This is a genomic window from Sorangiineae bacterium MSr12523, assembly GCA_037157775.1.
Classification (GTDB): Bacteria; Myxococcota_A; Polyangia; order Polyangiales; family Polyangiaceae; genus Pendulispora; species Pendulispora brunnea.
In genome coordinates this window covers 1,055,568-1,080,411 of the sequence record CP089982.1, presented here as the reverse complement: position 1 = coordinate 1,080,411, position 24,844 = coordinate 1,055,568, and the positions used below count along the sequence as shown (strand labels likewise).

The 24,844-nt window shown below is 62.4% G+C and carries 14 protein-coding genes and 1 pseudogene; 7 read left to right on the top strand and 8 right to left on the bottom strand.

Annotated features, from left to right (window positions below):
- The first annotated feature begins 9 nt into the window (after positions 1–9).
- Both LZC95_04615 and LZC95_04610 read left to right on the top strand, forming a co-directional pair.
- Positions 10–1,758: an acyl-CoA dehydrogenase gene (locus tag LZC95_04615; GenBank protein WXA96120.1), complete on the top strand. Its 1,749-nt coding sequence runs from the start codon at positions 10–12 to the stop codon at positions 1,756–1,758.
- Positions 1,755–3,446, top strand: coding sequence for an acyl-CoA dehydrogenase (locus tag LZC95_04610; GenBank protein WXA96119.1), 1,692 nt, complete (start codon positions 1,755–1,757; stop codon positions 3,444–3,446). Before LZC95_04615 ends, LZC95_04610 begins: the two co-directional genes overlap by 4 nt.
- On the opposite strand, the gene LZC95_04605 is transcribed toward LZC95_04610, so the two are convergent.
- The 3 genes and pseudogenes from LZC95_04605 to LZC95_04595 all read right to left on the bottom strand — a co-directional run bounded on the left by LZC95_04605 (position 3,385) and on the right by LZC95_04595 (position 7,731).
- A complete protein-coding gene (locus LZC95_04605; GenBank protein WXA96118.1) occupies positions 3,385–4,632 on the bottom strand; it encodes a glycoside hydrolase family 5 protein in 1,248 nt (415 codons plus the stop codon). The genes LZC95_04610 and LZC95_04605 overlap by 62 nt on opposite strands.
- 76 nt (positions 4,633–4,708) lie before the next feature.
- Positions 4,709–5,959: pseudogene (locus LZC95_04600) on the bottom strand (glycoside hydrolase family 6 protein).
- 209 nt (positions 5,960–6,168) lie between these two features.
- Entirely contained in the window at positions 6,169–7,731 is a 1,563-nt protein-coding gene (locus LZC95_04595) for a glycoside hydrolase family 5 protein (GenBank protein WXA96117.1), read from the bottom strand.
- A gap of 648 nt (positions 7,732–8,379) precedes the next feature.
- On the opposite strand from LZC95_04595, the gene LZC95_04590 reads away from it, so the two are divergent.
- Positions 8,380–10,287 (top strand): glycoside hydrolase family 3 C-terminal domain-containing protein, encoded by a 1,908-nt coding sequence (locus LZC95_04590; GenBank protein ID WXA96116.1) that lies wholly within the window; start codon positions 8,380–8,382, stop codon positions 10,285–10,287.
- A 17-nt stretch (positions 10,288–10,304) separates the two neighbouring features.
- On the opposite strand, the gene LZC95_04585 is transcribed toward LZC95_04590, so the two are convergent.
- A complete protein-coding gene (locus LZC95_04585) occupies positions 10,305–12,407 on the bottom strand; it encodes an alginate lyase family protein (GenBank protein ID WXA96115.1) in 2,103 nt (700 codons plus the stop codon).
- A gap of 182 nt (positions 12,408–12,589) precedes the next feature.
- The gene (locus tag LZC95_04580; GenBank protein ID WXA96114.1) at positions 12,590–15,388 is read right to left on the bottom strand and encodes a helix-turn-helix transcriptional regulator; all 2,799 of its coding nucleotides are present in this window, start codon (positions 15,386–15,388) and stop codon (positions 12,590–12,592) included.
- 41 nt (positions 15,389–15,429) lie between these two features.
- Here LZC95_04580 and LZC95_04575 point away from each other — a divergent pair, with 41 nt between their 5' ends.
- Positions 15,430–16,500 (top strand): alpha/beta fold hydrolase, encoded by a 1,071-nt coding sequence (locus LZC95_04575; GenBank protein ID WXA96113.1) that lies wholly within the window; start codon positions 15,430–15,432, stop codon positions 16,498–16,500.
- A gap of 16 nt (positions 16,501–16,516) precedes the next feature.
- Here the strand turns inward: LZC95_04575 and LZC95_04570 are convergent, their stop codons facing one another.
- Positions 16,517–18,370, bottom strand: a complete 1,854-nt coding sequence (locus tag LZC95_04570; GenBank protein WXA96112.1) for a hypothetical protein — start codon at positions 18,368–18,370, stop codon at positions 16,517–16,519.
- Between the two features lie 139 nt (positions 18,371–18,509).
- Positions 18,510–20,408, bottom strand: coding sequence for a pyrroloquinoline quinone-dependent dehydrogenase (locus LZC95_04565; protein WXA96111.1), 1,899 nt, complete (start codon positions 20,406–20,408; stop codon positions 18,510–18,512).
- A gap of 401 nt (positions 20,409–20,809) precedes the next feature.
- Here LZC95_04565 and LZC95_04560 point away from each other — a divergent pair, with 401 nt between their 5' ends.
- The gene (locus LZC95_04560) at positions 20,810–21,328 is read left to right on the top strand and encodes a YbhB/YbcL family Raf kinase inhibitor-like protein (protein WXA96110.1); all 519 of its coding nucleotides are present in this window, start codon (positions 20,810–20,812) and stop codon (positions 21,326–21,328) included.
- An 18-nt stretch (positions 21,329–21,346) separates the two neighbouring features.
- Here LZC95_04560 and LZC95_04555 read toward each other — a convergent pair whose 3' ends face one another.
- On the bottom strand, positions 21,347–22,393 hold the full coding sequence (locus LZC95_04555) for an SDR family oxidoreductase (GenBank protein ID WXA96109.1): 1,047 nt from the start codon (positions 22,391–22,393) through the stop codon (positions 21,347–21,349).
- Positions 22,394–22,523: 130 nt separating this feature from the next.
- Between LZC95_04555 and LZC95_04550 the strand changes: the two genes are divergently transcribed.
- Positions 22,524–24,347 (top strand): glycoside hydrolase family 15 protein, encoded by a 1,824-nt coding sequence (locus LZC95_04550; protein WXA96108.1) that lies wholly within the window; start codon positions 22,524–22,526, stop codon positions 24,345–24,347.
- Between the two features lie 79 nt (positions 24,348–24,426).
- Positions 24,427–24,810, top strand: coding sequence for a hypothetical protein (locus LZC95_04545; GenBank protein ID WXA96107.1), 384 nt, complete (start codon positions 24,427–24,429; stop codon positions 24,808–24,810).
- Positions 24,811–24,844: the final 34 nt, after the last annotated feature.

The following is a 24,844-nucleotide window of genomic DNA, read 5'->3' as shown; positions in this document are numbered from 1 at the left end:
CCATGTTCGATGCGTTATCGACCGCTTGAACTCGTTGAAGACCTGGAGCAGTTCCTCGGAGATCCGACCGATCCCGATACGTTGTTCTCCTTCAAAAACGTCGCCCAACTCGACGCGTCGGAACATTTTCCAGACGCGATCTGCTCGAGCCTGGAGGACTGGGGGCTGCATCGTTATTACGTGCCAAGCGTCCATGGCGGCGCATTGGAAGACTACCAAGAACCGCTGCACCTCCTGCGGGCCATTTCCAGGCGTGATCTCACCGTCGCCATTGGACATGCCAAGACGTTTCTCGGTGGCGTATGCGCCTGGACGTCGGCAACCTCCGCCCAAGCCAATCGATTGGCCGAAAGCGTTCTGCAACGCTCAGCCGTTTCCTGGGGATTGACCGAACGGAATCATGGGAGCGATCTACTCGCCAATGAGGTGACGGCAACACGGACACAGGACGGGTATGTCGTTCGAGGCGAAAAGTGGCTGATCAACAACGCGACACGCGGCGACATCATTAGCCTGCTGGTCCGATCGACACCGGCCGGCGGACCGCGCGGTTTCGACGTGCTGATGGTGGACAAGCGACGGCTCCGCGAGGGCAGCTATCGATGCCTCCCCAAAGTTGCAACCCACGGCATTCGTGGCGCCGACATCAGCGGGATTGTCTTCGAAGAGGCTTTCGTCGACGCCGATGCGGTCATTGGTCATCCTGGCACGGGCATCGAGGTCGTGCTCAAGAGTCTGCAACTTACCCGCATTCTCTGTTGCAGCCTTTCGCTGGGCGCGTCCGATCATGCGTTGCGGCTGGCCACCCGATTCGCGGGCGAGCGACGGCTTTATGGCCGTCAGCTCATCGAACTTCCGCGGGCGCGGCGCATTCTCGCCAACGCATACGCGGATCATCTCCTCTGCGAGGCACTCTCGGTCGTGGCTGCGCGGAGCATCCATGTGCTCACCCCCGAACTCAGTGTCCTCTCCGCGGTGGCCAAATACCTCGTTCCCACGCGTACGGACACGACCATCGGTGAGCTGGCTCGATTCATTGGGGCGCGTTCGGTGCTGGCCGACGTCTTCGCCGAGGGGATGTTTCAAAAGGTGCAGCGCGATCATCGGGTCGTCGGGTTGTTCGACGGCAACACGCTCGTCAATTTGAATTCGCTGATCAACCAGTTTCCCGTCCTCGCCCGCGCCGCCCAACAGCCTGCACCCACCGGGGATCTCCACGGCCTATTCGACCTCTCCGCACCACTGCCCCCTTTCGATAGAAAGCGACTTAGCTTGCTATCCGTACGTGGCAGTCGTCTGCTGGATACGCTTCCTCGCTCGCTCGATGCTATCGAGCAGTTGCTGCGTGCCGACAGCGGCCTCGAGCCGCTGGCGGTGCTGTGCAGGGCCTTGAACGAGCATACTCGGCAACTCCTGACGACGATGGCAGGCGTTCGACCCTTGGCCGTCGCCGTGCCAGCGGACGCCTTCGCTCTCGCTCACCAGATGTCGTTGTGTATCGCGGGCGCGGCCGCCATTGGACTGTGGCTAGGCTCCCGGGAGCACATGGCGGATGACTCCGCGAATTCCGGCCTTTGGCAGCAAGGCGGGTGGCTCTTGGCCGTCATCGCCCGAATCCTCACGGCCCTGGGCGTGCGCGTTCCCGATCACGATGCGACCGACGATGTCTTGCTGAGCGCGCTCACGAGGCAGAGTCAGTCCGGTCAAATGCTGTCGATGCTCCCCTGCCGACTTGCCGAGGGAATGAAGTTGTCATGAATGCTCAACCCCTCGAAGAGTCGTTCGGCGACCCGCGTGATATCGAGAACCCATTGGGGTTTGCCCAGATTCTGGCGGCGGACGAGCGCGGCGAGCTTCTGGCTGCGGGGGAAAGGGCATTGGATGAATGGAATTTCAATGCCGAATTCGTGCCGGTCGCACTGGGCGGGCGGTTGCATGGCCTGGATGATCTGGCGCGAAGAATACGCACCGTATTCCGCAGGGACGCTGCACTGGCACTCGGATATGGCGTCACCTCGTTGATGGCGGCCGTCAACATCTGGGCGTCGGGCTCAATCAGCCAGCAGCAGCAGGCGGCCAAGTTGCTATTGGCCCGGCAGCGCATTGCCGTCGGTTATCACGAGCTCGAGCACGGCAACGACTTCCTCAGCAACGAGCTTCGAGCGCGCCGCGACGGGACGATGTTCCGACTCGACGGGCACAAGCAGGTCATCAACAACTGTGCGCGCGCGGCCGCGATGGTCCTCTTCGCCCGCACCAATGATGCGCCCGGTGCACGGAGCCATTCGCTGTTGTTCGTGGATACCCGTGCACTAGAGCGAGACCAGGTTCGCCTGCTTCCCCGATATCGAACCTCTGCGATGCGCGGCTGCATGCTGGGCGGGATCGAATTCAATGATTGTGCGGTCCCCCATGACAGCCTGCTCGGCCGAGAGGGATCCGGCGTACAGACGGCATTGCGATCCTTCCAGATCACCCGGGCGGCATTGCCCGGCATGGCGCTGGGAATCTTGGACACGGGGCTGCGCACGGTCACGGCATTCGCAACCGAACGCCGATTGTACTCGACCCATGTGAGCGAGCTCCCCCACGCGCGGAACGCGCTGGCACAGGTATTCGTGGATTTGCTGATTGCCGATTGCTTCGCGCGATCGGTCGCGCGAGGGATGCACCTGTTTCCCGAGCAGGCAAGCGCGTGGGCGGCGTCCGTGAAATACCTCGTACCGTCGATGATTGAACAGGCCATGAACGATCTGTCGATCATCCTCGGCGCCCGGTTCTATTTGCGCGAAGGTGCGCATGCCATCTTCGGGAAGCACTACCGCGACGTGCCCGTAATCAGCCTTGGACATGCCGGCTCGACGGCGTGCCTGCTTACCATTTTACCGCAGTTGTACGATATGGCGTGTCGCGGCTGGAAAGCCGCGGAGGCACCCGCCGCACTGTTTGGCCATGGCGAAGTTCTGCCGCCGCTCGACTTCTCTCGACTTCGCATCGCGGGGCTCGACCAAGACGCGCTGGCCTCGATGCTGCTCGTCGCCGCCGAAAGCGACTACGCGCGTCCCGGCGAGGAAGCCATCGGCCAGATGATCCGCAGTCTGGCCGGTGAACTAGGCCAATTGGCCGAAACCGCCCGCCATATGCGGCCAGCCGATCGCGGTGTGGAGGCCAGTGCGGCCGCCTTTGGAGTCGCAGAACGCTATCCTCTTTTGTTGGCAGCAAGCGCGTGCATTCATACTTGGCGCCAGCATCGAGCCCATGAGCCCGGGCACTGGCTCGCGGGAACCGAGTGGATACGGGCAGCTCTGACCCGGCTCACACAGCGCATCCAGGGTCACAGCACCGCGTTGCCCAGGGAGGTCGTCGAGCCGCTCTTCGTCGAGCTCAGAGATCGGGTAGAGCACAATCGCTCGTGCTGTCTCGATGGCGAACCATTGAAGGGTTGATCCACGACGTGGTTTCTGGCGCTGTCGAACTCTCGGAGTGTGAGGCAGCCGACACACCGACGAGGAACGGTTGCAGGATGTTCTGCTTCCTGGTGTTGACCGTCGTCCAATCGTCGTTGAGGATCCCGCCGGTGTCACCGGAATTGGGATTCCATGACCAAAACGTGAAGCTAATGCCATTAACCCCGGTGCCCAGGTAATTCAGTAAGGTACGCAGCCACGTCTCATCTCGGGGGTCGGCCAGCGTCGTGCCGAACTCACCGAGCAGCACCGGCGCCACGTTGTTTTGCACCAGGTAGCCCCATATTCGATTCCAGAGTGGACGGAGGTTGTTCGGGAAGCTCGGGTCGGAGAACCACGGCTGCGGATACACCGAGGTGGCGTAGTCGTGCGCGGAGTAGACCAGCCGGTTCGCGACGTTCAGCCGGACCGGGAACTGCGCCGCGCCCTGCAAATTGCCACCCCACCAGTAGGCGTCGCCGTTGAAGACGTCGATGCCCTCCACCACGATCAGCCAGTTGGGGTTGACCGCCAGGATCGCGTTGCCGGCCCGCTCGGCCGCGAGCCGCCAATCCGTGGTGATGCTTCCCGTGCCCCAGGTGGCGCCATTGGGGCCGTGCGGCTCGTTGTGCAGGTCGGCGCCAATCACCGTGGTATTGCCGAGATAGCGCTGGGCGAGCATCTTCCAATCGCTGATCCAGCGGCTCTCCGGGTAAGCGCTCGTGTACCAAAGCGCGGACTGTCCACCGGAATCCGGACGGTGCCGGTCCAGCAGGACCTTCATCCCGATCTGCCCGGCGTAGGCGATAATCTTGTCCATGATCTGAATGCCGGACAATCCTTGCAAGTCCGGATTGAGGTCGTATCGAATGCTGTTGGGCGTGCTGCCGGCATCGAACAGCTGATTGGAGAACGGGAGCCGGATCGTATTGTATTTCAGGCTCTTCATCTGGTTCAGCATGTCCTTGTAGCCCCGCGCCCAGAGCCCGTGCGGGGTGTAGTTCGCGGTCTCGAGACCGAACCAGTTGACCCCGGCCATTCGCACCGGCTGATTGTTGGCGTCGAGCAACTGCCTGCCGTTCGTGTGCCAGTAACCGGTGCCGGCCGTGGCTGCCCGAGCGGGCTTCGCGGTCATCGCGACGAACAGCGTGAAGACCAGCGCCGTGAGGTGATTGAAGCTTTTCATGATGGGAGATCTCCTCGCTCGGACAGTGTGGGCCATTGAGATTGAATAGGGTTCGCGTGGCACGCCCCGCCGGGGCTTACAGTGGCGGGAAGGCGTTGGCCATCAACTGCTGGAACTGCTGCGAAAACCAGTGCCCGGACAGCGGGGCGTTGGGCAGCGCTCCGGACATGTTGTTGCCGTTGCGGGCATTGCCGGTGTACGTCGGGTCGCACATCCGGTCGAAGCCCTTGCCCTCGGTGTTCGGGATGTACGTGCTGGAACCGTCCGACTCACCCGGTGGCTTGATCCAGACGTAGGCATCGATTCCCGATGCTGGATTCGCCCGCGGCCGCTCACCAATCCCGGCACCGGATTGGTTGCACCAGTTGCCCGCATGGATGCGACGATCGATTCGGCCGCCGTTCACATAGGCATCCACATTGGTCATTGGCCCAGGTCCGGTCGGCCGTGCCGATCCTCCCGACCCATTGCGCGACGTGTCGATCAGCATACCGATATTCGACGGGAAGCCTCCTCGGCTCACCAAGCCATTCCGGAATGCCGTGGCGAACGAGCGCTCGTCGACGTAGTAGTTCCAGTCGACCCACTTCGACTGTCGGACGCTGCTGCCATTCACCGTGTCGGTCACCTTGAAGTAGGGCTCCACGAGGGCCGAGTAGTTTGCCGTATTGGTGATGAATCCTGTCACGTCGTTGACGGTCGCGCCGGCCGCCGTCGCGGCTTGCTTCATCACGTCGATGGCCGGGTTGAAGTTGGAGTCCCATCCCAGCCAGGCATGGTGTCCCGCGTCGACGTAGTTGTACACATTACCAACCGCGTTCAACGTGTGCAGCGCATAGCCGACACCGGTGATGTAGTTGCCATTCTGCTTCATCGTCGCGCACTGCGGCGTCGCGCCCGGCTGACCATCGGCGTTGGTCACCAAGTTCGGGAGCGAGTCCGGCTCGATGATCGTGACGATCCGCAAGTTGCGATATGCCTGCCTGGCAAGGATTCCGGCAATGACGTCGATGTACTCGTGCTGGTACCTTCCGATTTCGGTCGGTCCGAGCTCGCCGTTGGACGCGAGCGCCGCGCAGTCTCGTCCGGGCAGGTCATAGATCACCAGTTGGATCACCAGCGGGTTGCCGCCCGCCTGCCGCACCGCCTCGTCGAGATGCGCGACCAACCCGCGCGCACCCGACGTGCCGTTGATCGCGGCGATCCGATCCAGCCACACGGCGGTGGGTTGGTTGGCAATCCGGCTGCCATTCGGCTCCGCGGCCGCTTTGGCCGACCAGTCCGGGTTGACGTAGACCCGCGCGCCGGCATACGGATTATCCACTTTGACCAGTGGCGCGGTGCTCGCGGCGCTCTCCGCAGCCGACGAGCCGATATTTCCGGGCGCTTCCTCTGCCGGACTGCTGCAAGCCGGTCCGAGAGCAAGTGCACCAACGAGGAAGACGAACAATCGAGTCGTGTCGAGATGGTACATGATGGACCTCCATCGGAAATTCAATGGCAGTGACGCAGGAGAGATACTTGGCAGTTACGGCCCTACCTGCCCCAGAGCCGATTCAACAGCGTGGTCTTTCGGGAATCGAAGGGCCGCCACTCACCCCAACCCGCCGTGTTGTTGATGGGATCGTACGCGTGGCCATACCAACCGGCGGTGTCGCCCGATTCGGGGTTGATGGACCAATAACAACCTTCGATGCCCTTCGAGACCAGGTAGTCGACGAAGGCGTTCTGCCAGGCGCCATCGACGCCGGGAGTGATGTGCTTCCAGCGGTTGCGATCGCGGATGCTGGCTTGGCCAAGGGGCCAATCCATATTGCCGCCAAACTCGCCGACGACCACCGCGTAGCCTTGATTTTTCAGGTAACCGAAGTGTTCTTCCCAACCCGCACGAAGCAGCGATGGGTTGATGACGATCTTGCACTTCGCGTCTCCGGCCGCATCGCCCTCCAGCCCCGCACATTGCGGCTGGGCGGGATCCATGAACATCTTCTGCACGAATACCGAGGGACCGTAGGTATGCGGTGAATACACCAACCGCTCCTTCGGGATACCGATCGGATTGTTGCGCGCCTCGAACAGGTTTTCGCCCCAGTTCGGGTTGGAGGCCGGATCCCCGTGCGGCACCTGGACGACGGTGCTCGGCGTACCATCCTGATTTCCGGCCGTCGCCGAAATGCCCTGAACGAACAGCAACGTATTGGGATTGACGGCGTTGATCGTCGTATACGCAGCTTCCGTGAGCGTTTTCCACTCCTGCCACGTGTAATCCCAGGGCTCGTTGAAGATGTCGATGCCGATGATGTTGTCCACACCCAGTTGCTGACCGAGCCCAGCCAACGTGCGGAGATCGTTCAGCCACATCGTTCGATTGTAGGCGTGAATCGTGGTCACCGAGCTGGGGTTGCCCGTTGCGGAGCAGGAGTAGTTTTCTCGTTTGAAATCGTAATTGTCTCGATTGCGATCGCTGTACGGCGGGCGGGCATCCAGGCGTCCCTTCCTCCAGCCGACGTAATTGGAGCAGGAGTGCACATCGAGGATGACTTCGATGTTGTTCTGATCCGCGAGCTTGATGAACTGCTCCAGCGCCAGCCGTGCGTTGGCCACACGGACGGATGAGTGGTTCTTCAAGTACGGGGCGCGGCCCTGCGGGTCGTCGGCGCGGAGCGTTTGCGGAACGACCGGGAGCCGAACCACGTTGATACCCATGGCGACGATCTCCGCCATCGTCTGCTGGATCGTGCGGCCGGTCCCCGATCCTCCGTTGGCCCAGAAGGTGTTTCCTACGTACAACTCCATCGGAGCGCCGCTGGGGTTCGTTGGATCGTTGGATGGCTCGTGCCGGCCTTCCAGTCCGAACCAGGATCCACAACGCATCGGGAATACCTGACCATTTTTAGTGATTCGGCCCTGTGGATTGACCCGGAATACCGCGGCGGCGGCTGCCGGGGTGTCGACGGTGACGGGCACCGCCACGGTGGCCGCGGCTTTGTCCGCCGTTTCCTCGGATTGGCTGCTGCAAGCAACCGGACCGAGGCTGCATCCGATAGCAAGTACACCGACAATCGGTACGAACAGTCGAGTGGTTCTCTTGGAGCGCATGATGGACCTCCGCCAGAGATAAATGAGATTCGATGAAAACCGGTAAGAACGCGACGATTCATTCACGGCATTCGTGATCGCGGCGCGGTCCGCGCGTCATCCGAAGCCGCTACGCTTCATCTCATCGGTCATTGCCCTCCCCCGGTCTGGAGATTCAGACCATCGGAGACGCTCTTTATGTTGCTGGACGCCAGCAAGTCAACGAGAAATGAAATCCACATAACAAATTAATCGATTTACATGGCGATTCGTAAAATCGAAAACACCACCTTATCGTGGACCAAGCGCGAGGCCGACAATCTCAACCATTTTCCAAACCCATCGTCGATAATCGCATTCAGTGCGCCATTTGGTTCGTTTGGAGCGAGCAGGAGCCCCTGTGATGCGCTTAGAACATTTCGTGACGCGTCGAACGCATTCGACGATTTCGGGAACGCAGTTTCGAATCATTTCGACTGCTCACCGATTGGCAATTTGCCTTATACTATCATTGCGGCAGGACCAAAATGTCGCAATGCATCAACAGCTATTCGACGGAAATTTTCGAAGGCATAGGACCATGAACGAAATGCTATTTACGCGTAGAGCTGGCATTTCGTCCATGGGTTGAGTTGCGCTCGCAATCGTCAACAACCCACGGAGTTGCTCATGAGACATCTCGCACGTTTGCCGCGTGGCCTCGTGATGGCCGCGGCCACCCTCTCTTCTCTCGTTTCGTGTAGCTCGGAATCGGGTCCGCGCGATGCGGAGCGAGAAGACACGGCGGAAGAATCGACATCGGCGTTCATCGGGGCAGAAGATGCGGCCTCGCTGGAAGCAAAACTCGATGCGCGGGTTCGGGATTTGCTGGCTCGGATGACACTCGACGAAAAGATTGGGCAAATGACCCAGGCCGAACGGACATCGTTCAACGCCACCAATCCCACGACCGACATTCGCGATTATGGCATCGGCAGCATTCTTTCGGGCGGCGGTAGCACCCCCGAAGGCAATACACCCGAGGCCTGGCGAAAGATGGTCGACGAATTTCAGAAGCTCGCCCTGTCGTCGCGCCTTGGGATTCCGCTGCTCTATGGTGCCGACGCCGTGCATGGCCACGGCAATGTGTATGGCGCGACCGTTTTCCCGCACAATTTGGGACTGGGTGCGAGTCGCAATGCAAACCTCGTACGGTGGATCGGGCGCGCCACGGCAGAGGAAGTCTCGGCGACGGGCGTGCATTGGACCTTCAGCCCATGTTTGTGCGTGGTGCAGGACGAGCGCTGGGGTCGTTCGTACGAAAGCTTCGGTGAGGAGCCGGAGATTGCCACGTCGCTCTCGGCGATCATCGATGGGTATCAAGGGTTGCCCGGAAGGCCCGGCAGCATTCTCGCGGCGGCGAAGCACTACGTGGGTGACGGCGGAACGAAGTTCGGCACCAGCACGACGGAAAATTACCTCATCGACCAAGGCGACACGCAGGTGAGCGAGGCCGAGCTACGCGCGCGGCATCTGCCTCCGTTCAAGGCGGCGGTGGCGCGCGGCGTCTCCACGGTGATGGCGTCCTTCTCGAGTTGGAATGGCACCAAGATGCATGCGCAGAAGTACCTGCTGACGGACGTGTTGAAGAAGGAGCTCGGCTTCAAGGGGTTCATCGTGTCCGACTGGCATGCCATCGAGCAGATCCCCGGTGATTATCCGTACCAGGTTCGCACGAGCATCAATGCGGGCATCGATATGGTGATGGTGCCGTTCGATTACAAGCCGTTCATCACCACGTTGAAGGCGGAGGTGCAAGCCGGCAATGTGGCGCAGAGCCGCATCGACGATGCGGTGTCGCGCATTCTGCGGGAGAAATTCCGCTTCGGGCTGTTCGAGCATCCGTACTCGAGCGACCGCTATGCGGATAGCTTCGGCAGCAAGGCGCATCGCGCACTCGCGCGCAAGGCCGTGCAAGAGTCGCTCGTGCTCCTGAAGAACGAGGGCCGGGTACTGCCCCTCGCATCGCATGGCACACGCATCCTGGTGGCCGGCACCAACGCCGACGATCTGGGCAATCAAGCGGGCGGCTGGACGATCACCTGGCAGGGCATGAGCGGCCACCACACGATGGGTACGACGATCCTCGAGGGCATCCGTCAGACCGCCGGCAAGCGCAGCACCGTCGACTACGTGAAGACGCCGACGGCGGAGCAGTCGAGCGGCTACGACGTGGGTATCGTGGTGGTGGGAGAGACGCCATACGCGGAAGGCCCGGGCGACCGCGCGGATCTTCCACTCAGGGCGGAAGACCAGGCCGCCATCGACAACGTGTGCGGCGCCACCAAGTGCGTCGTGGTCGTGGTCTCGGGCCGCCCGCTGATCTTGACCGATCGCGTGAACACGATGAATGCATTGGTCGCCGCCTGGCTACCGGGTACCGAAGGCCAGGGCGTGGCCGACGTCCTTTTCGGCCGGCGCAACTTCGTGGGCAAGCTTCCGATCACGTGGCCCAAGTCCATTTCGCAGCTTCCGAGCCACAAGGACGATCCGGGGTATGATCCGCTGTTTCCGTATGGCTTCGGATTGAAGTACTGAGTCTCGCTCGATGAAGTTCATTTGGCCAACGCAGCGATCTCGGACGGGCCAAGGGCTCCGCTGATGATGCGCAGATCGCGCATGCGGCCATCGAAGTACGGGTCGCTCGCGTATTGCGAGCGACCCAGCCAATTTCGCGTGGTTCTCCCAAGTTGAAATGGCGCCAGGGCGATGGCGTCGTTGGTTCCGGCAACGGCCCCATTCACGTACAACGTGCCGGCGGTGCCGGAGAGCGTTACCGCCAGATGCACCCAGGCGGTCGTCGGCAGCGCGCTCTTCGCACGGATGCTCTGCTCGCCGTAATAGGTCGTGCCAGTCATGGCAAAGCGCAATATCCCCGAAGCATCGCGCGGGAGCAGGGCCATGTAGGCGATGTCGCTGGACCCGAAGTCGAACACGCGCGTGTTGGCGGTAGCCTTGTTCCAGTAGACCCAAAGCGCAATGGTGAAGTCGCCCAACTCGGAAAGCCCGCCCTGCGGCAGCTCGAGATGGCCGCTGGCGCCATCGAGCAGCAGCACACCACCATCGCCCCAACTTGCCCCTCCCTTCAGAGCGCCATCTTGGAGCTGCAGCCGCGCCTCCGTGGGAAGTGCGATGCGCACCACGTTGGAAGCGAGGCTCTCGCCGCCAGCGCCCATCGCCGCCACGCTGTAGTGCCAGACTCCATGGCCCGGCGCATCCGTGTAGGTACATGGTTCATCGACGCGGGCGAGGCTCTCGAAGGGACCACCCGCGGATGCACTGCGTTTCACTTGGTAACCCGTAGCGTGTGCACTCCCCCACCACGAAAGGAGCACCTTCCCACCCACGACGCGGCCGGTCAGCCCGCTCGGTGCACGACCTTCCGCGATGGGATCGAGCGAATGGGTCAACGTTCCAAAGCTCGGATCGTCGCCATTCCACGTGCCGCCCTCTGGCCGAATTTGCGCGGCAATCGCACTGACCCACGGCGCGGCAAGGCCCTTGCGATTCACGTAATGGTTGTAAATCGACTCCCAGCAAGGCCGCAGATTCGGCATACCGGCCGTGGACACGGCGGTCATCGTGCCCTGGTTGTTGACGTACGTTGAAAATGGCAATTCATAGCTCTTGCCGGTCGCATCTTTCAAGTTGGATTTCGCCACGTACTGGGCGCCGGCAAGAAAGCGGTTGTTGTCGTACCCGTACAAATCATCCCCCTGGTTCCAGGCCATCTCGCAGAGCGATGCCAGGCAACTGATGCCCAGGGTGGAATGCCCTTGATCGCGCCCGCTCTCCTGCCACTGGCCGAGGTAGCCCGGATGGATCATGTAGACCGCGTGGGCGATGGCACCATTGCCGCGTCCGTTTTGGAAGTAGTCGATGGCCTCGTTGTAAATGTCCACTCGGTCGCAAAAGGCGCCGATGGCCAGAATTCCGCATAACGTAAGAAGGTCCCACGAGGCCCAGTAGTTGGTAATGACAGCGCCGTTGTGCTCGAGCAAAAAATCGTGGCAAAGAGGATAGAAGACTTCGAGGAGCAGCTTTTGCACCCTCGCCACGCTCGCGGCGGGCCACGCCGGGTAGGTGCGCATGATTTCCGCGGCATTGGCCCATTGGTAGCCGTACAACCCCGCGGCGATGAAGCGATCCGCGCTACCCGTGAGCGTCGTCATGGTCGACGACCACGCATCGAGGAACTGCACCGCCAAATCGGCATACGCGGTATCGCCGGATACTTTCCAGCGCAGGGCAAATTGGTAGGCGCGCTCCAGGTCTTCGACCATCGTACGAAAATTCTCGCCGGAGCCGCCGCGGTCCACGGTCTGGAGCGGGTGCGGAACGCTTCCGAGCTGCGCGCGACCACTGCGCGTGAGGGCGCCGTATCCATCGACCCAAGGCTGGGCCCCGGCGGCGATCTTGGCGCGCATCCGCGCGAAATCCTCCTCCGTGTGCAAGAGGCCCGGATGGCGGAAGCTGCGCGGGACGGCGGCATCGCCAACCATTGCACCGCCGTCGCCCTTCGGATCGGTGGTCGCATTCGTCCCTTGGCCATCACCATTTCCGTCACCGCATGCTGGAAAGAGCGCCAGCATCGAGCCCAAACCTCCCAACAGGCCCCGCCGTGAAAGGCGGAATGCCGGAGGCACTTCGATTCTCATGTTCTTCATATCGATGCATCCCTGTGAGGGCTATTGCCGAGCTCCTCCCGTGCGGTCGCGCGAACGAGGGAATCGATCGATGGCGCAACCTTACGTCGCGGGAAAGTAAGCATGGAACCGCAAAGTGCCGTTTTGCCTCATTCTTGTGGGGCATCGCGGCACATCGTCGCTATCGCCACATATCAATTCAACTTCAGGATTGCCGCGGCGCGCACCATATCCCGCGTGTCGAAGCCCTCGGTGAACCGCTCGTACACTGGGGAGAGCACCTCCAGCGCGTCGGTGCGTCGGCTTCGACGTTGCCAAAGCTCCGCGAGCGTCGTGGCCGTTCGGAGCTCCCAGGCCAACGCCTTTTGGCGCCGCGCGACATCCAGCGATCGCTGGAGAAGAGCCTCCGCATCATCGTCAGCATCGCCTTGAGCGAGGAGTCGCGCGGCCCGAATCCGAAGCATCTCCGCCGTGCACCATGTTTCGGAACCGTGTTCGCCGCGCATGAGGGCAGCCTCCGTAGCCGCCCCTTCATCCATCGTTGCAACGAGATCCGCGAGGTATGGGCCGCCCGGTGGTTCCCCGCCCGCATCGAACGTACCGTCCAAAACGGCTTGGTAGGCCTGCCCGAAGCGATAGTTGAGGATGAGAGAGTGCTCCAACGAGGTTGCGAGAAGTAAATCCGCGAATTCTTTCGCCTCCGCGATTTTGCCCATCCAACACGCAACGGGAACCACACCGAAAGCGATCGCCCATGCCACCTGGAGAGGCTGGTCGATGGCGCGCGCACGCTCGACACCATTGCAAGCGCATTCCCATGCCTGTTCTGGATAACCTTGCAGCCAGAGAATGCGCGCAAGCGTCGGGCGAATGGCCACGCACGTGCTCACTCGAATGCCGCGCGGGCGGCCCTTGCCCGCGGGATCTGCCTCATCGGTCAACATTTGCGCTACGTAGGCTCGCGCTCCCTCCTGCTCTCCCGTGCCGTGAAGCGCCACGGCCATCATTCTCTGGTGCCTGAGCGCGACCCCGAACGAAGAGAACGTCTTTGCGATGGATGCGTATTCCTTCGCGACGGACAAGCACTGCGCGTAATCGCCATTCTGAGCAAAAGCCAGATGCAGGCTAAAGAGCGCCTGCCGTTGCTGCTCGATGGAGCCTGCATTCCGGGCCAACTCAAGGGTGGTTCGAAAGGCGCCAATCACTGTTTGGATAGGCTCCGCCGTCTGCCACATCGCGTGCCCGTACATTTGCCAGACACGCCCCAACGCGAGCGGATCCGTGACAGGGGTTTCGGGCGTGGCCTCGAGCACGCCTTTCAGCCGACGTGCACATTCGTCGAAAAGGGATAGCGCGTAACAGATCTGGAGGGCGTTACCTATGAGTTGGAGGCCCAAATCGCGACTCCCGGACTCGGACAGGGCCCACGCGATTGCACCGCGCAGATCATCGATCAACGTGCGATGGTGCTCGGTCCAATCGCGATCGTCGCCGGACTCGTAATCGATGTCGAACTCCTTGAGCGATGCGAGCATATGCGTCGCGTGACGGAGTGAGGCCTCGTGCCACTCCTCCGCGGTCCGCTGTTCGGCCGCAAAGGCGCGGGTCGTATCCAACAATCGATAAAGCGGCGCTTCCCCGCCGACGTCGACGGTGAGCAATGATTTGGAAAAAAGATTCGACAGATAGGTTAATGCCGTCGAGCGCGCCCATCGTGTACCGGCGACGGCAAGCGCCGCATCGGCGGTGAATCTACCCCGAAAAACCGAGAGCTGCCGCAGCATGGCTTGCTCCTCGCGCGGCAGGAGCTGGTAACTCCACTCCAATGTGGCCGCCAGCGTTTTGTGCCGCGGCAGCGCCGTTCGGCGGCCTCGCGTGAGCGTGTTGAACCGGTCGTCGAGCCGTGCGGAAATCTCGCGAAGGGCAAGTTCCCCCACGCGCGCGGCGGCAAACTCGATGGCCAGCGGCATGCCATCCAGGCGATGGCAGATCGCCGCGACCACGGCGGCGTTGGCATCCTGCAACTCGAATTGATCGCAGGTTGCCCGCGCACATTGAACGAAGAGATCCACCGCGGAATACGAGAGCGCATCGGCCGCGGTCAACCCGTCCGGATGCGTAGGATGGGACAATGAGGGAAGGCGATAAGCCCATTCTCCCGTCGCACGTAGAACTTCGCGGCTGGTCGCGAGAATACGAAGATGGGAAAGTTGCGAAAGCAACAATTCCACCGAACTCGCGACCGCGTCGACCACGTGCTCGCATGTGTCGAGCAGAAGCAGCATCCGCTTCTTATGCAAATAGGAAAATACACCCGCCATGGGCTCGTTCGAATGCACGGCGACCCCGAGCGCGGAGGCTATCGCGCTGGTGACGAGGCCAGGATCGGCGATGGATGAGAAATCCACGAAGCAGATGCCATCGGCAAAGCGCGGCAGGCAATGCCGCGCCACCTCGATGGCCACGGTGGTCTTGCCCACTCCACCAGGTCCGCAGATGGTGACCAGGCGTTGCTCTGTCAGCAAGCGCGCGAGGCGAGCAATCGTTTCCGCGCGACCTACCGTGGTGGCGAGCACCGCCGGCAGGTTGTCGGTGTGCTCGGCGGGCGATTCAGCTTCACTCGAATCGTCCGCCCACCGCGATACGGGAAGCGTGAACCGATAGCCGCGCGGCACTGTTTCGATAGCGCCCCGCCCTTGCTCACCACGGGCGAACACCTTGCGCAGGGCAGCAATCTGGACGCGGAGATTCGTCTCCTCGACGGTCGTATCGGGCCAGACCAGCGTCAGTAGTTCATCGACCGTGACGACGCTCCCCGCGCGTTCTACCAAGACGCGAAGGATGCCCAGTGCCCGTGAGCCGAGATGCAGCGACTCGCCCCACAAAGACAAGTTGCGCGCCTCGGGCGAAAAGCGAAACTCGCCAAAGGCGTAGCCTACCCCGCTCACACCTGTCGCTCCGGTTGCCTTTGGCTCGCCAAAATTCGCCCCCATGCGCCGAGTATCTAATGGCTCCTCTGTAGGAAAGCCTACCGTTGGATGCGAACGAAGCATCTACCTTTGAGCAGTGCGACCTCTGCCACATCTGGCACATCCGGACCGGGCGATCGGTTTATATCCCCTTCGTGAAGTGGAATATGACCCGACGCGGGATCAGATCAGTGGCCACAACGGCGGTGTCGACAAGCTCGAGCGTTGAGCCGTGCCGGCTTGATGGCTTTGATGGCAAGCGCGGTCGTCAGGCCGCGATTTCCGCTGAGGGTACCGGTAGACCCGAATTTGTAAAACCAGCCTGCCCACGATCCATCCACCTCTTGCAGTTCGAGAAGCGTCTCCAGAGCGTGGTGCTGGTGCATGGCTCTTCGGCCAGCAGTCGAAGCATGCACCCCTTCGCACAGTGCTTTGCGCAGGCCGGATTCGCCGTCGATGCGTTCGACATGCGCGGCCACGGTGACTCGGGCCCGCGTGGCGACATCGCTTACATCGGCCAGCTCGACGATGATATGGAGGACTTCATGCACGCCGTGCAACCAGCAGGTCCGAAAACGCTGGTGGGCTTTTCGGCGGGCGGCGGCTTCGCCATCCGCGTGGCCGGTGGCACGCGCCAGGCGTTGTTCGACAATTACCTTTTCATGGCGCCCGCCATCCATCGCCGCGCGCCCACGTATCGGCCCAACGCGGGAGGGTGGGCCCCGGATGCCGACGCCTTCGAACGAGCCTTGTCGCAATGGCGACACGTGCTGAGCGCCGCAGACGTCACAACGCCTCCCATTGCCCCGCTCAAACGGATTGCTGCCAGCGATGCAGGCGGCAGCATCGTGCACATGGTGCCGATGGACGAGGTGCAGTATTTCGAAGCCGCCGACAAATACGTTCGCGTGCTGACCGCCACACACGAATATCTCATTCGTACGCCGCTCAAACAATTGTTACCGCAATTGGACCCAAACGTGTTCTGCCAGGTGCACCGCGCGCTGGTCGTGCGCACGGATGCCATCGATTCGGCACAACGTGACGATGCAGGCAAGCTGCAGTTGACCCTGCGCGGGCGCCCGGAGAAAATTCCGGTCAGCCGATTGTACGCTCATTTATTTCGCGCCATGTAATGGTGAAGTCCACCCATCACTTTCCGACGACGATCACCTTCGCGTCGTGCAAGTTGTCGTCCTCGTGGATCTCCAGGTCGCCGGCACCGGGCACGAAGCTCACCTTGCCAACGAGTTGGCCCGCCGAACCGCCCGGCACCCACGCGAGGGGAAGTGTGAGCGGGCGCTCCTCGCCCGGCCCGAGCCCCGCCGGAATCGTGCAGATGACCGTTTCGGGAATCAATGGATCCGGATGATCCGCCTGCACGCGGCAGCCCGCGGGCAACGCCATCGCACGATCGACATTGACGTAGAACGGAGTCACATAGACCAATTGACTCGGCGCCTTCGTGGAAAGCCGGCCGATGTTGCCATACCGCAAGGTCACGCTCCGCGGCTGGTTCGGCCCGAGGACCGGCTGGTCATTGCTCACCCAGAGATCGACCCTCGCATCGAGCGACCTGCCCTCGACGGCGGAACGCTGGACGGAAAAGCGCGACGTGTTGTCGAGTACGAAAAGCTCGACGCCGCTCGGACCGGTACCGACGAACATCGTCCCGACGCCGAGGCCCGTGGGACCACCGGATAACACGTCGAGAGGCAGTTCGACGGTGCGTTCTTCGCCCGGGCCGAGGCCGGCCGGAATGCTGCACTCGGCGACCTCCGGAATGTTCGGCAGCGGATTGCTCACCACGACCGCGCAGCCGGCGGGAAGTGCGGCGCGATCGATGTTGGCATAAAAGGGCGACACGACGACCAAGCGCGCGGGCGATTGCGTTGCGACATTGCCGCGGTTGACCACGCGAACGGCGGCGGTGGCCTTCGTTCCGGGGGTCACCACCAGGTTGTCCGAGCTCACCACCAGATCGACCCCGCGCGAGGGTACCGTCGGCGGCTCGCCGCTCCAGCGCACGGGCGGCCCCGCCAGCGTGGTGCCCTCCGTATCCGGACCGAGTGCACTCGCATAGGGGCCCGTCAACATGAGCATTCCAATGCCAACCATGTTGTCCTCGGTGAACCCATCGACATCGGATGACGCTCCGGGAGCCGCGAGCCCCCATCCGAGCTGTCGACCCGTTGGGCCGTCCGGAACCAACGTCAGCGGAATTCGAAGTCGCTGCTCTTCGCCCGCCTTCAGCTTCGCGGGGATACCGCACTCCACGATTTCGGGGATATTGGGCGCGTCATCCGTCAATCGCATTTCGCAGCCCACGGGCAACGGCGTCTCGTGATCGATATTCGTAAAGAAGGGCGTGCGGTAAATCACGCGAGTCGGCGCACTCGTGGCGTTTGGCCCCGCGTTGCCAATGGTCAGTGTGGTCGCGGTGTGGCTCCCCACGCTGATGGGCACCTCGTCCCCGGCGAGGTAGATCCCCACGTCGTTACCGCTCGGCGGAGCCTCGCCCGCACGGTGCAGCCGAACGACGGAAGCTTGCGTCTGGTTGTCCGACAGCGCCATTTCCTTGTCCCGCGATCCCGACGCGGGCAGCACCAGCACGCTGCCGCTGCTTCGTCCCCTAGCTCCGCCCGGCGCCAAGTCCACGGGTACGGATAGCGTCCGCTGCGCGCCAGGCGCGATGGTCTCATAGAGCTGGCAGACCAGCACCTCCGGAAGATACGGATCGAAATTCTGGTACCGCAGCTCGCAATCCGGCGGCACCGGTCGCGCGAAGTTGACGAAGAACGGCGTCACCATGGTGACTTCCGCACCATGGGCGGCATCGTGACCTCGATTGCCCACGCGCAGCGTGATCGCACCGGTTTCGCCGGGCGCCATCACGGGCCCCGCCGCCTCGATGGTCAGATCCACGCGCGCACGCGATGAGCACGCCGAGATTCCGCCCAAGAGGCCCAACGACATGCCGAGCGCGGCTTTCATGACTCGCTTCATCGCGACCTCCCCACCCGATCGATGAGGACATGCGATGCCGCGTTGCCGATAAGCAACTACGATATCCCACAATCCACTGCGGTCGTGGTGAGGTACATCGCACAACACGCGCGGCGAAGGGACGACGCACGTTTCGCGATCAGTCGGGCAATGCGAATGCAACCAGTGCGTCGCTGGGCGGCCGCCCGAGAAACGTGCTTCCGCCCGCGGCGATGATCACGAATTGCTTTCCGTGCGGTGAACGATACGTCATCGGAGTAGCCTGCCCGCCTGCAGGAAGCGGTGCCTTCCATAGCTCTTTTCCGGTATCGATATCGAAAGCCCGAATGGCGTCATCCATCGTGCCCGCGATGAAGGCAAGGCCGCCGTCGGTGACGATGGGACCCCCCAGGGTTGCCGAACCCCATCGTTCGGCGCCTGGTATCTGCTCCGTTCCCGGGAGCCGGCCAACGGGGACCTCCCATCGAATTCTGCCGGTGCCGAGGTCCACGGCGACCAACTTGCCAAACGGCGGCTGCGTGCACGGCAATCCCAGTTCGGGCCCGACCGGCACGCGCCGGCCGACGCGATAAGGAGTCCCCGTCTGCTCGTAGAAGGCTTCACCGGGAAATGGCACGTACGCCTCGTCGCGCGGAATGGCGCGCACGAGATCGGGCAGGCGATTGACGGCAGTAATCAGGAGTCCGCGCGCTTCGTCGATGGCCATACCGCCCCAATTGACGCCACCCACCGGCCCCGGAAACTGAATCGATCCGCGACGGCTCACGGGGGTGAAGATGCCTTCGGAACGAGCCTCCGCGATGAGCCGAGCGCACGCGGCCACGTCCCCCGGCGTGAGGCCAAAGGCGCTTGCCGGCGGAATCGTCGTATCGCCCACCAAATTGGGCGTCGCGATCGGAAACGGCTGCGTGGCATAGGCTTCTTCGCCCGGAAGATCGCTGGCGGGCACCGGACGTTCCTCGACCGGGAAAAGCGGCACCCCGGTTTCACGGTCGAGGACGAAGAGAAATCCCGTTTTGCCGGCCGCCGCAATGGCAGGCACCTTCCTGCCGTGATGCCGTACGACGGTCAAGGCGGGTGGCGCCGCAATATCGTAATCCCATAGATTGTGATGAACGAGTTGATATGCCCAAACGAACTTGCCCGTGGAGGCGCGCAGGGCCACGATGGAATCGGCATGAGGGCCCGGGCCCTTGCGCAAACCGCCGTAATAATCCGGCGCCGGGGAGCTCGTCGGCAAAAAGACCAAATCGCGTTTGGCATCCACCGCGATGACCGTCCACACATTGGCAGCCCGGGTGCGAGCGGCGTCTTTCGGGGACCATGCGTCATAGCCCGGATCGGACGGGCGCCGCGGGATGGGATCCCACGTCCACTTCGCCGCACCGGTGCGCGCATCGAACGCGTGCACCAATCCTTTGGGAACGGCGACGCCCACGCCGTCGACCACGCTCGAGCCGACGATCACCACACCATTGACCACGGCCGGCGGCGACGTCATACCGAAATGCCCTGCCTCCAGATCGTCGAGCCCGCCTTTGACGCTCGCCGTGCCGCCGTCCGCAAAATCGGTGCAAAGCTTCCCGGTGAGCGCATCGAGCGCGATCAACCGCGCATCGAGGGTGGCCAGAAAGATGCGCCGCCGGCAAGGGGCATGCGCGGGCGCCCAAATGTCTTCCCAGGCGGCCACGCCGCGCGAGGTGAGCCCGCCCGGCCGCCTGACGTCGAGATTGATTTTTGGATCGAATGCCCAGCGCTGAGCGCCCGTATCCGGATCGAGTGCGATCACGCGATCGAAGCCGGTGCTCAGATAGAGTGTGCCGAAAAGGTAAAGCGGTGTCGCCTCGAAGTTGCTCGGGGTCGGATGATTCCGCCCGTCGGAAATATCGCCGGTATGGAATGTCCACACATTCTGCAAGCGCGAGACGTTGTCGCGATCGATCTGCGTGAGCGGGGAGTGCCGCGCGCCGCCTGGATCACGCCCGTACGCCGGCCACTCGCCATCGTTGGGGAAACCGAGAGCGCTCTCCGTGCTCATGGACGGCGCATCGCCGGGACTCGCGCAATTCCCACTTCCCGCGATAAGCGCGACAATCCCCAATCCACACAGAAGGGTGCAACGACGATTCATGCTTTTCTCCCGTCGTATTTGATTCAAGAAGAACGGCGCGACTATACCCGAAGGGGAATCCAATGGGAGGCCCACGACACTCGCCGAACTGCGGACGATCCATCGCGACGTGACGAAGATTGTGGCTGAGGTATCTCGCCTCTGCAGATTTCGGTCGCATCGTGCTCGACCGGCCGTGAGCTCGCATGATGTCGCAAACGGCTACGCCGGTGCGAAATCGCTCCGCGCCACGGTCGAGAATACGCTTTGGTCGCCCAGCCGGCACACGAGATGCTCTTTTTGAATGCTGGAAGGAAAGGAGGTCCATCATGAGATGGCTGGTCCTTTTTGCCGGCCTTGCTTTGACCGCAGCGTCGGCCGCTCCCATCAAGTTGTCTTCTTCGAGCTTTGGAAATGGTGCCGCGATCCCGTCGCAGTGTACCTGTCAGGGAAATGACCTATCGCCGCCCCTGACGTGGACCGATGCGCCGTCGGACGCGAAGAGCCTTGCGCTCATCGTCATCGATCAGGACGCGACCAGCGGGCCCGATCGACATCCATTCGTTCACTGGATCGCATTCAACATGGCACCGTCGCTGCGCACACTACCGGGCGGCGTGCGTGAATCCACCGACCTCGCCCTGCAAGGGATGAACGACTTTGGACGAATGGGCTATGCAGGCCCATGCCCGCCGAGCGGGCGGCACCGGTACATGTTTCGGATTTACGCGCTCGACACGCGCATCGTAACGACCGCGCCTCTGACGTTCGCCGAATTCACCAAGGCCGTCGACGGGCACGTCCTCGGGCGTGGGGAGCTCGTTGGCACCTTCGCCAAGACGCCCTGAGCGATGACCGCGGAGAACTCATGGAAAGGTGATTCCATATGGATCGCTGGCTGGGCTATCCTGCGGTACGGCCGCGGCGATGCCGACGGCGATGAACATGGCAAACAGCGCCGCCGCGAACGCGTGACGATGCATCCGCAGCCATAATTCCGTGCTGCCGCGGCGAGACCAGCGGTCGAATTCGCCGTGGGCGCCGCGATCGCCGGGCACGGGCACATCGACGTTGTCGGCGTGCGCGTGCCGCAAGGCGTCGGTCTGCTGCGCGTCATAAGCGCGCCTCGCGAGGTATCGATCCAATAGACCGGGGAATAGGCGCTGGCCCACGATGGCCTTCAGCGTGCTCCAGCCGATCCACAGCTCGCGAGCCGGGTGCTCGACCGCATAGAGCGCGGCCTCGGCGATCACCTCGGGCTGATAGATGGGCGGCACCGGTTGCGGATGTTTCGGCAGCCGATTGCGCACTACCTGGAACTGCGGTGTATTCACCGCCGGCAATTGCAGCATGACGATGCGAATTCGACTCCCGTCGTGAACGAGTTCCGAGCGGAGCGAATCCGTGAATCCGCGAATGGCAGCTTTGGAGGCGCAATAGGCACTTTGAAGCGGAATCGAGCGATATGCGAGGGCCGACCCAATTTGGACGATGAGTCCCTGATTGCGCGCTCGCATGTGCTTGAGCGCCGACAGCGTGCCGTGGACGTATCCGAGGTAGTTCACCTCCATCACACGACGGTACTCCTCGGGCCGCGTATCCATCACGGGCGCGAATACCGACACCATGGCGTCGTTCAGCCAAATATCGATGCATCCCCATTCCGCGACGACCCGATCGGCCGCGCTCTCCACCGCTTGCGCGTCGGAGACGTCCAACGGAAAGACCATCGCCCGCCCTCCCGCTCGTACGATCTCCTCGGCCGCGGCATCCAGGGCGTCGCGCGTTCTTGCGATCAACGCGACCGAGGCCCCTCGGTCGCCGAACGCACGCGCCAGGGCGCGCCCTACGCCACTCGAAGCTCCAGTCACGACCGCGACCTTTCCCGCAAGGGACGCATGATGCGACATCATGCCGGTACGCAGTGCATCGGCGATGCCGGATATGGAATCTGGACCGATCCGAAGGCGAACACGACGCAACGCCCGCTCAGCCTGACAGCGGCCCGCGTCGGCGTGGCGTTTGCTCGCGATCCAACGTGGTATGCACTCGCCAAGGATTCACGACTACGGAATCATCGGCGACGGCCGATCCGCCGCGCTCGTCTCTCGGGAAGGCGCCATCGACTGGCTCTGTTGGCCACGGTTCGACAGCGCTTCGCTTCTTGCGGCCGCGTTGGATGCGGCGAAGGGCGGCCACTGGCGCGTGACCCCGATCGCCACACTCCGAACCCGACGCTCTTACCAGCGCGACTCGAACATCCTGGTGACGACCTTCGAGACATCCACCGGTGAGGCTCGGCTCACGGATTCGATGACGGTGTTCGGGGAAGACGACACGCGCCGAATGCTCGTTCCGGAACACGAACTGCTCCGCATGATCGAATGCATCCGGGGCGAAGTCGAAATCGATCTCGAATTTCAACCTCGACCAGATTACGCGCGCAAAACCCTTTCGCTCCGCTCGGCCGGCACATTGGGCATGCGGCTGGAGCACGGACACGCCCTTTACACGTTACGCGGCGATGAAGCACTCCAGCTTCGTGACTCCGTGGTCGTTGGCCGCTTCGGGCTTCGCGCCGGTGAGCGTCGTTGCTTCTCATTGACCTTCGACACCGAAGCCCCTGCGGTGTTGCCACCACTTGGCGGCGCCGCCCCGGCGAGGATCGAACGGACGGCGATGTGGTGGCGTCGATGGGCAAGTCGATGCACCTATTCAGGCCGCTACCGAGAGCGCGTCATGCGTAGTCTGCTCGTCCTGAAGCTTCTCTGCCATGCACCGTCAGGCGCCATCGTGGCCGCGCCAACGACGTCATTCCCGGAGCGTTGGGGGGCGGATCTGAATTGGGATTATCGCTATTGTTGGCCACGCGATGCCTCGTTGACGGTTCGTGCCCTCCTTGAACTTGGATACGTCGAGGAGGCCATTGCTTTCGTGAGCTGGCTTCTGCACAGCACCCGGCTCACTCAGCCGGAGCTCTGCGTGCTTTATGACGTATACGGCGAGGTGCCTCGAAAGGAGCAGACGCTCACTCACCTGACCGGCTTCCGCGGCTCTCGCCCAGTTCGGGTCGGCAATGCCGCGGCGGCGCAAATTCAGCTCGACGTGTACGGTGAAGTCATCGATGCCGTCGCCCAGATGTGCCGTTGGGGCCTCCGGCTCGACGCAGAGACGCAACGAATGCTGCGCCGATTCGGTAAATACGTTTGCGCAAACTGGCGCAAGCCGGACCACGGGCTCTGGGAACCCCGCGAGGACCCCAGCCATCATACCCACTCACGCCTCCTATGCTGGACGGCCCTGGACCGACTCCTCGAGCTCCATGGTCGCGGCCACGTTCGACGTATTCCGATGAACGTGTTCCACGACGAGCGGCGCGCCATTCGGGCAGAGATCGAAGAGAAAGCCTGGAATCCGCGATTGCACAGCTACACGCACGTGCTCGGGGGCGAGGCGGTGGACGCCAGTTTGCTCCTCCTTGCTTGGTACGGCTTCACCGACGTGAGGGCCCCAAGAATGAGAGATACGTTCGAGCGAGTGCGAAAATGCCTTATCGCGCGACCAGGGCTTCTCTTTCGAGGCGAGGGAAGCCGCGCGCAGGGCGAGGGCGCCTTTGGAATTTGCAGCTTTTGGGTGGCCGAGCTTCTGGCCCGCAGCGATGAGACGTTCGAGGAAGCCGAACTTTGGTTCGAGCAGACCCTGTCCTATGCCAATGATCTGGGATTGTTCGCCGAGGAGATGGACCTGGAGACGGGCGAAGCTCTCGGCAACTTTCCTCAAGCATTCACGCACGTCGGGCTCATTTGCGCAGCCCTCGCCATCGAGGCGCGACGGGCAGCAAAGGGGGCGGTCGATGAACTGGGGTAGCTGGCTCGTCTGGGGATTTGCGAGCACGGTCGTGCTCACGGCCCTGATGTCCGGGAGCCAAGGGCTCGGGCTCACTCGGATGAGCATTCCCTACATGCTTGGAAGCATTTTTACGCCGAATCGTGACAGAGCCAAGATAATTGGCATTTTCGTTCACATTCTGAACGGCTGGATCTTTTCACTCGTCTACGTTGTCGCCTTTCATGCAACTGGCCTTTTCGCATGGTGGTTCGGCGCGGCCATTGGGCTCGTTCACGGAGGCTTCGTGCTCACCGTGGCGATGCCAGCCATGCCCGGAATGCATCCCCGCATGGCCAGTGAGATCGGAGTACCTACCGCCGCGCGGCAACTGGAGCCCCCCGGTTTCCTTGCCAGAAACTATGGCATCCGAACGCCAATCTCCGCGCTCGTATCGCACGTGGTATTCGGGATCATTCTCGGCGTTTTCTACACGCCGGGATGAATCCTTTGCTCGAAGCACGGGGACCTCGCTGGGC

What these genes read in the sequence shown, in the direction of transcription:
- LZC95_04610 (WXA96119.1), top strand. Translation starts at nt 1,755, where the DNA reads ATGAATGCTCAACCCCTCGAAGAGTCGTTCGGCGACCCGCGTGATATC.
- LZC95_04585 (WXA96115.1), bottom strand. Translation starts at nt 12,407, where the DNA reads ATGAGAATCGAAGTGCCTCCGGCATTCCGCCTTTCACGGCGGGGCCTG.
- LZC95_04590 (WXA96116.1), top strand. Translation starts at nt 8,380, where the DNA reads ATGAGACATCTCGCACGTTTGCCGCGTGGCCTCGTGATGGCCGCGGCC.
- LZC95_04595 (WXA96117.1), bottom strand. Translation starts at nt 7,731, where the DNA reads ATGCGCTCCAAGAGAACCACTCGACTGTTCGTACCGATTGTCGGTGTA.
- LZC95_04555 (WXA96109.1), bottom strand. Translation starts at nt 22,393, where the DNA reads ATGATGTCGCATCATGCGTCCCTTGCGGGAAAGGTCGCGGTCGTGACT.
- LZC95_04565 (WXA96111.1), bottom strand. Translation starts at nt 20,408, where the DNA reads ATGAGCACGGAGAGCGCTCTCGGTTTCCCCAACGATGGCGAGTGGCCG.
- LZC95_04605 (WXA96118.1), bottom strand. Translation starts at nt 4,632, where the DNA reads ATGAAAAGCTTCAATCACCTCACGGCGCTGGTCTTCACGCTGTTCGTC.
- LZC95_04615 (WXA96120.1), top strand. Translation starts at nt 10, where the DNA reads ATGCGTTATCGACCGCTTGAACTCGTTGAAGACCTGGAGCAGTTCCTC.
- LZC95_04580 (WXA96114.1), bottom strand. Translation starts at nt 15,388, where the DNA reads ATGGGGGCGAATTTTGGCGAGCCAAAGGCAACCGGAGCGACAGGTGTG.
- LZC95_04560 (WXA96110.1), top strand. Translation starts at nt 20,810, where the DNA reads ATGAGATGGCTGGTCCTTTTTGCCGGCCTTGCTTTGACCGCAGCGTCG.
- LZC95_04570 (WXA96112.1), bottom strand. Translation starts at nt 18,370, where the DNA reads ATGAAGCGAGTCATGAAAGCCGCGCTCGGCATGTCGTTGGGCCTCTTG.
- LZC95_04545 (WXA96107.1), top strand. Translation starts at nt 24,427, where the DNA reads ATGAGCATTCCCTACATGCTTGGAAGCATTTTTACGCCGAATCGTGAC.
- LZC95_04550 (WXA96108.1), top strand. Translation starts at nt 22,524, where the DNA reads ATGCACTCGCCAAGGATTCACGACTACGGAATCATCGGCGACGGCCGA.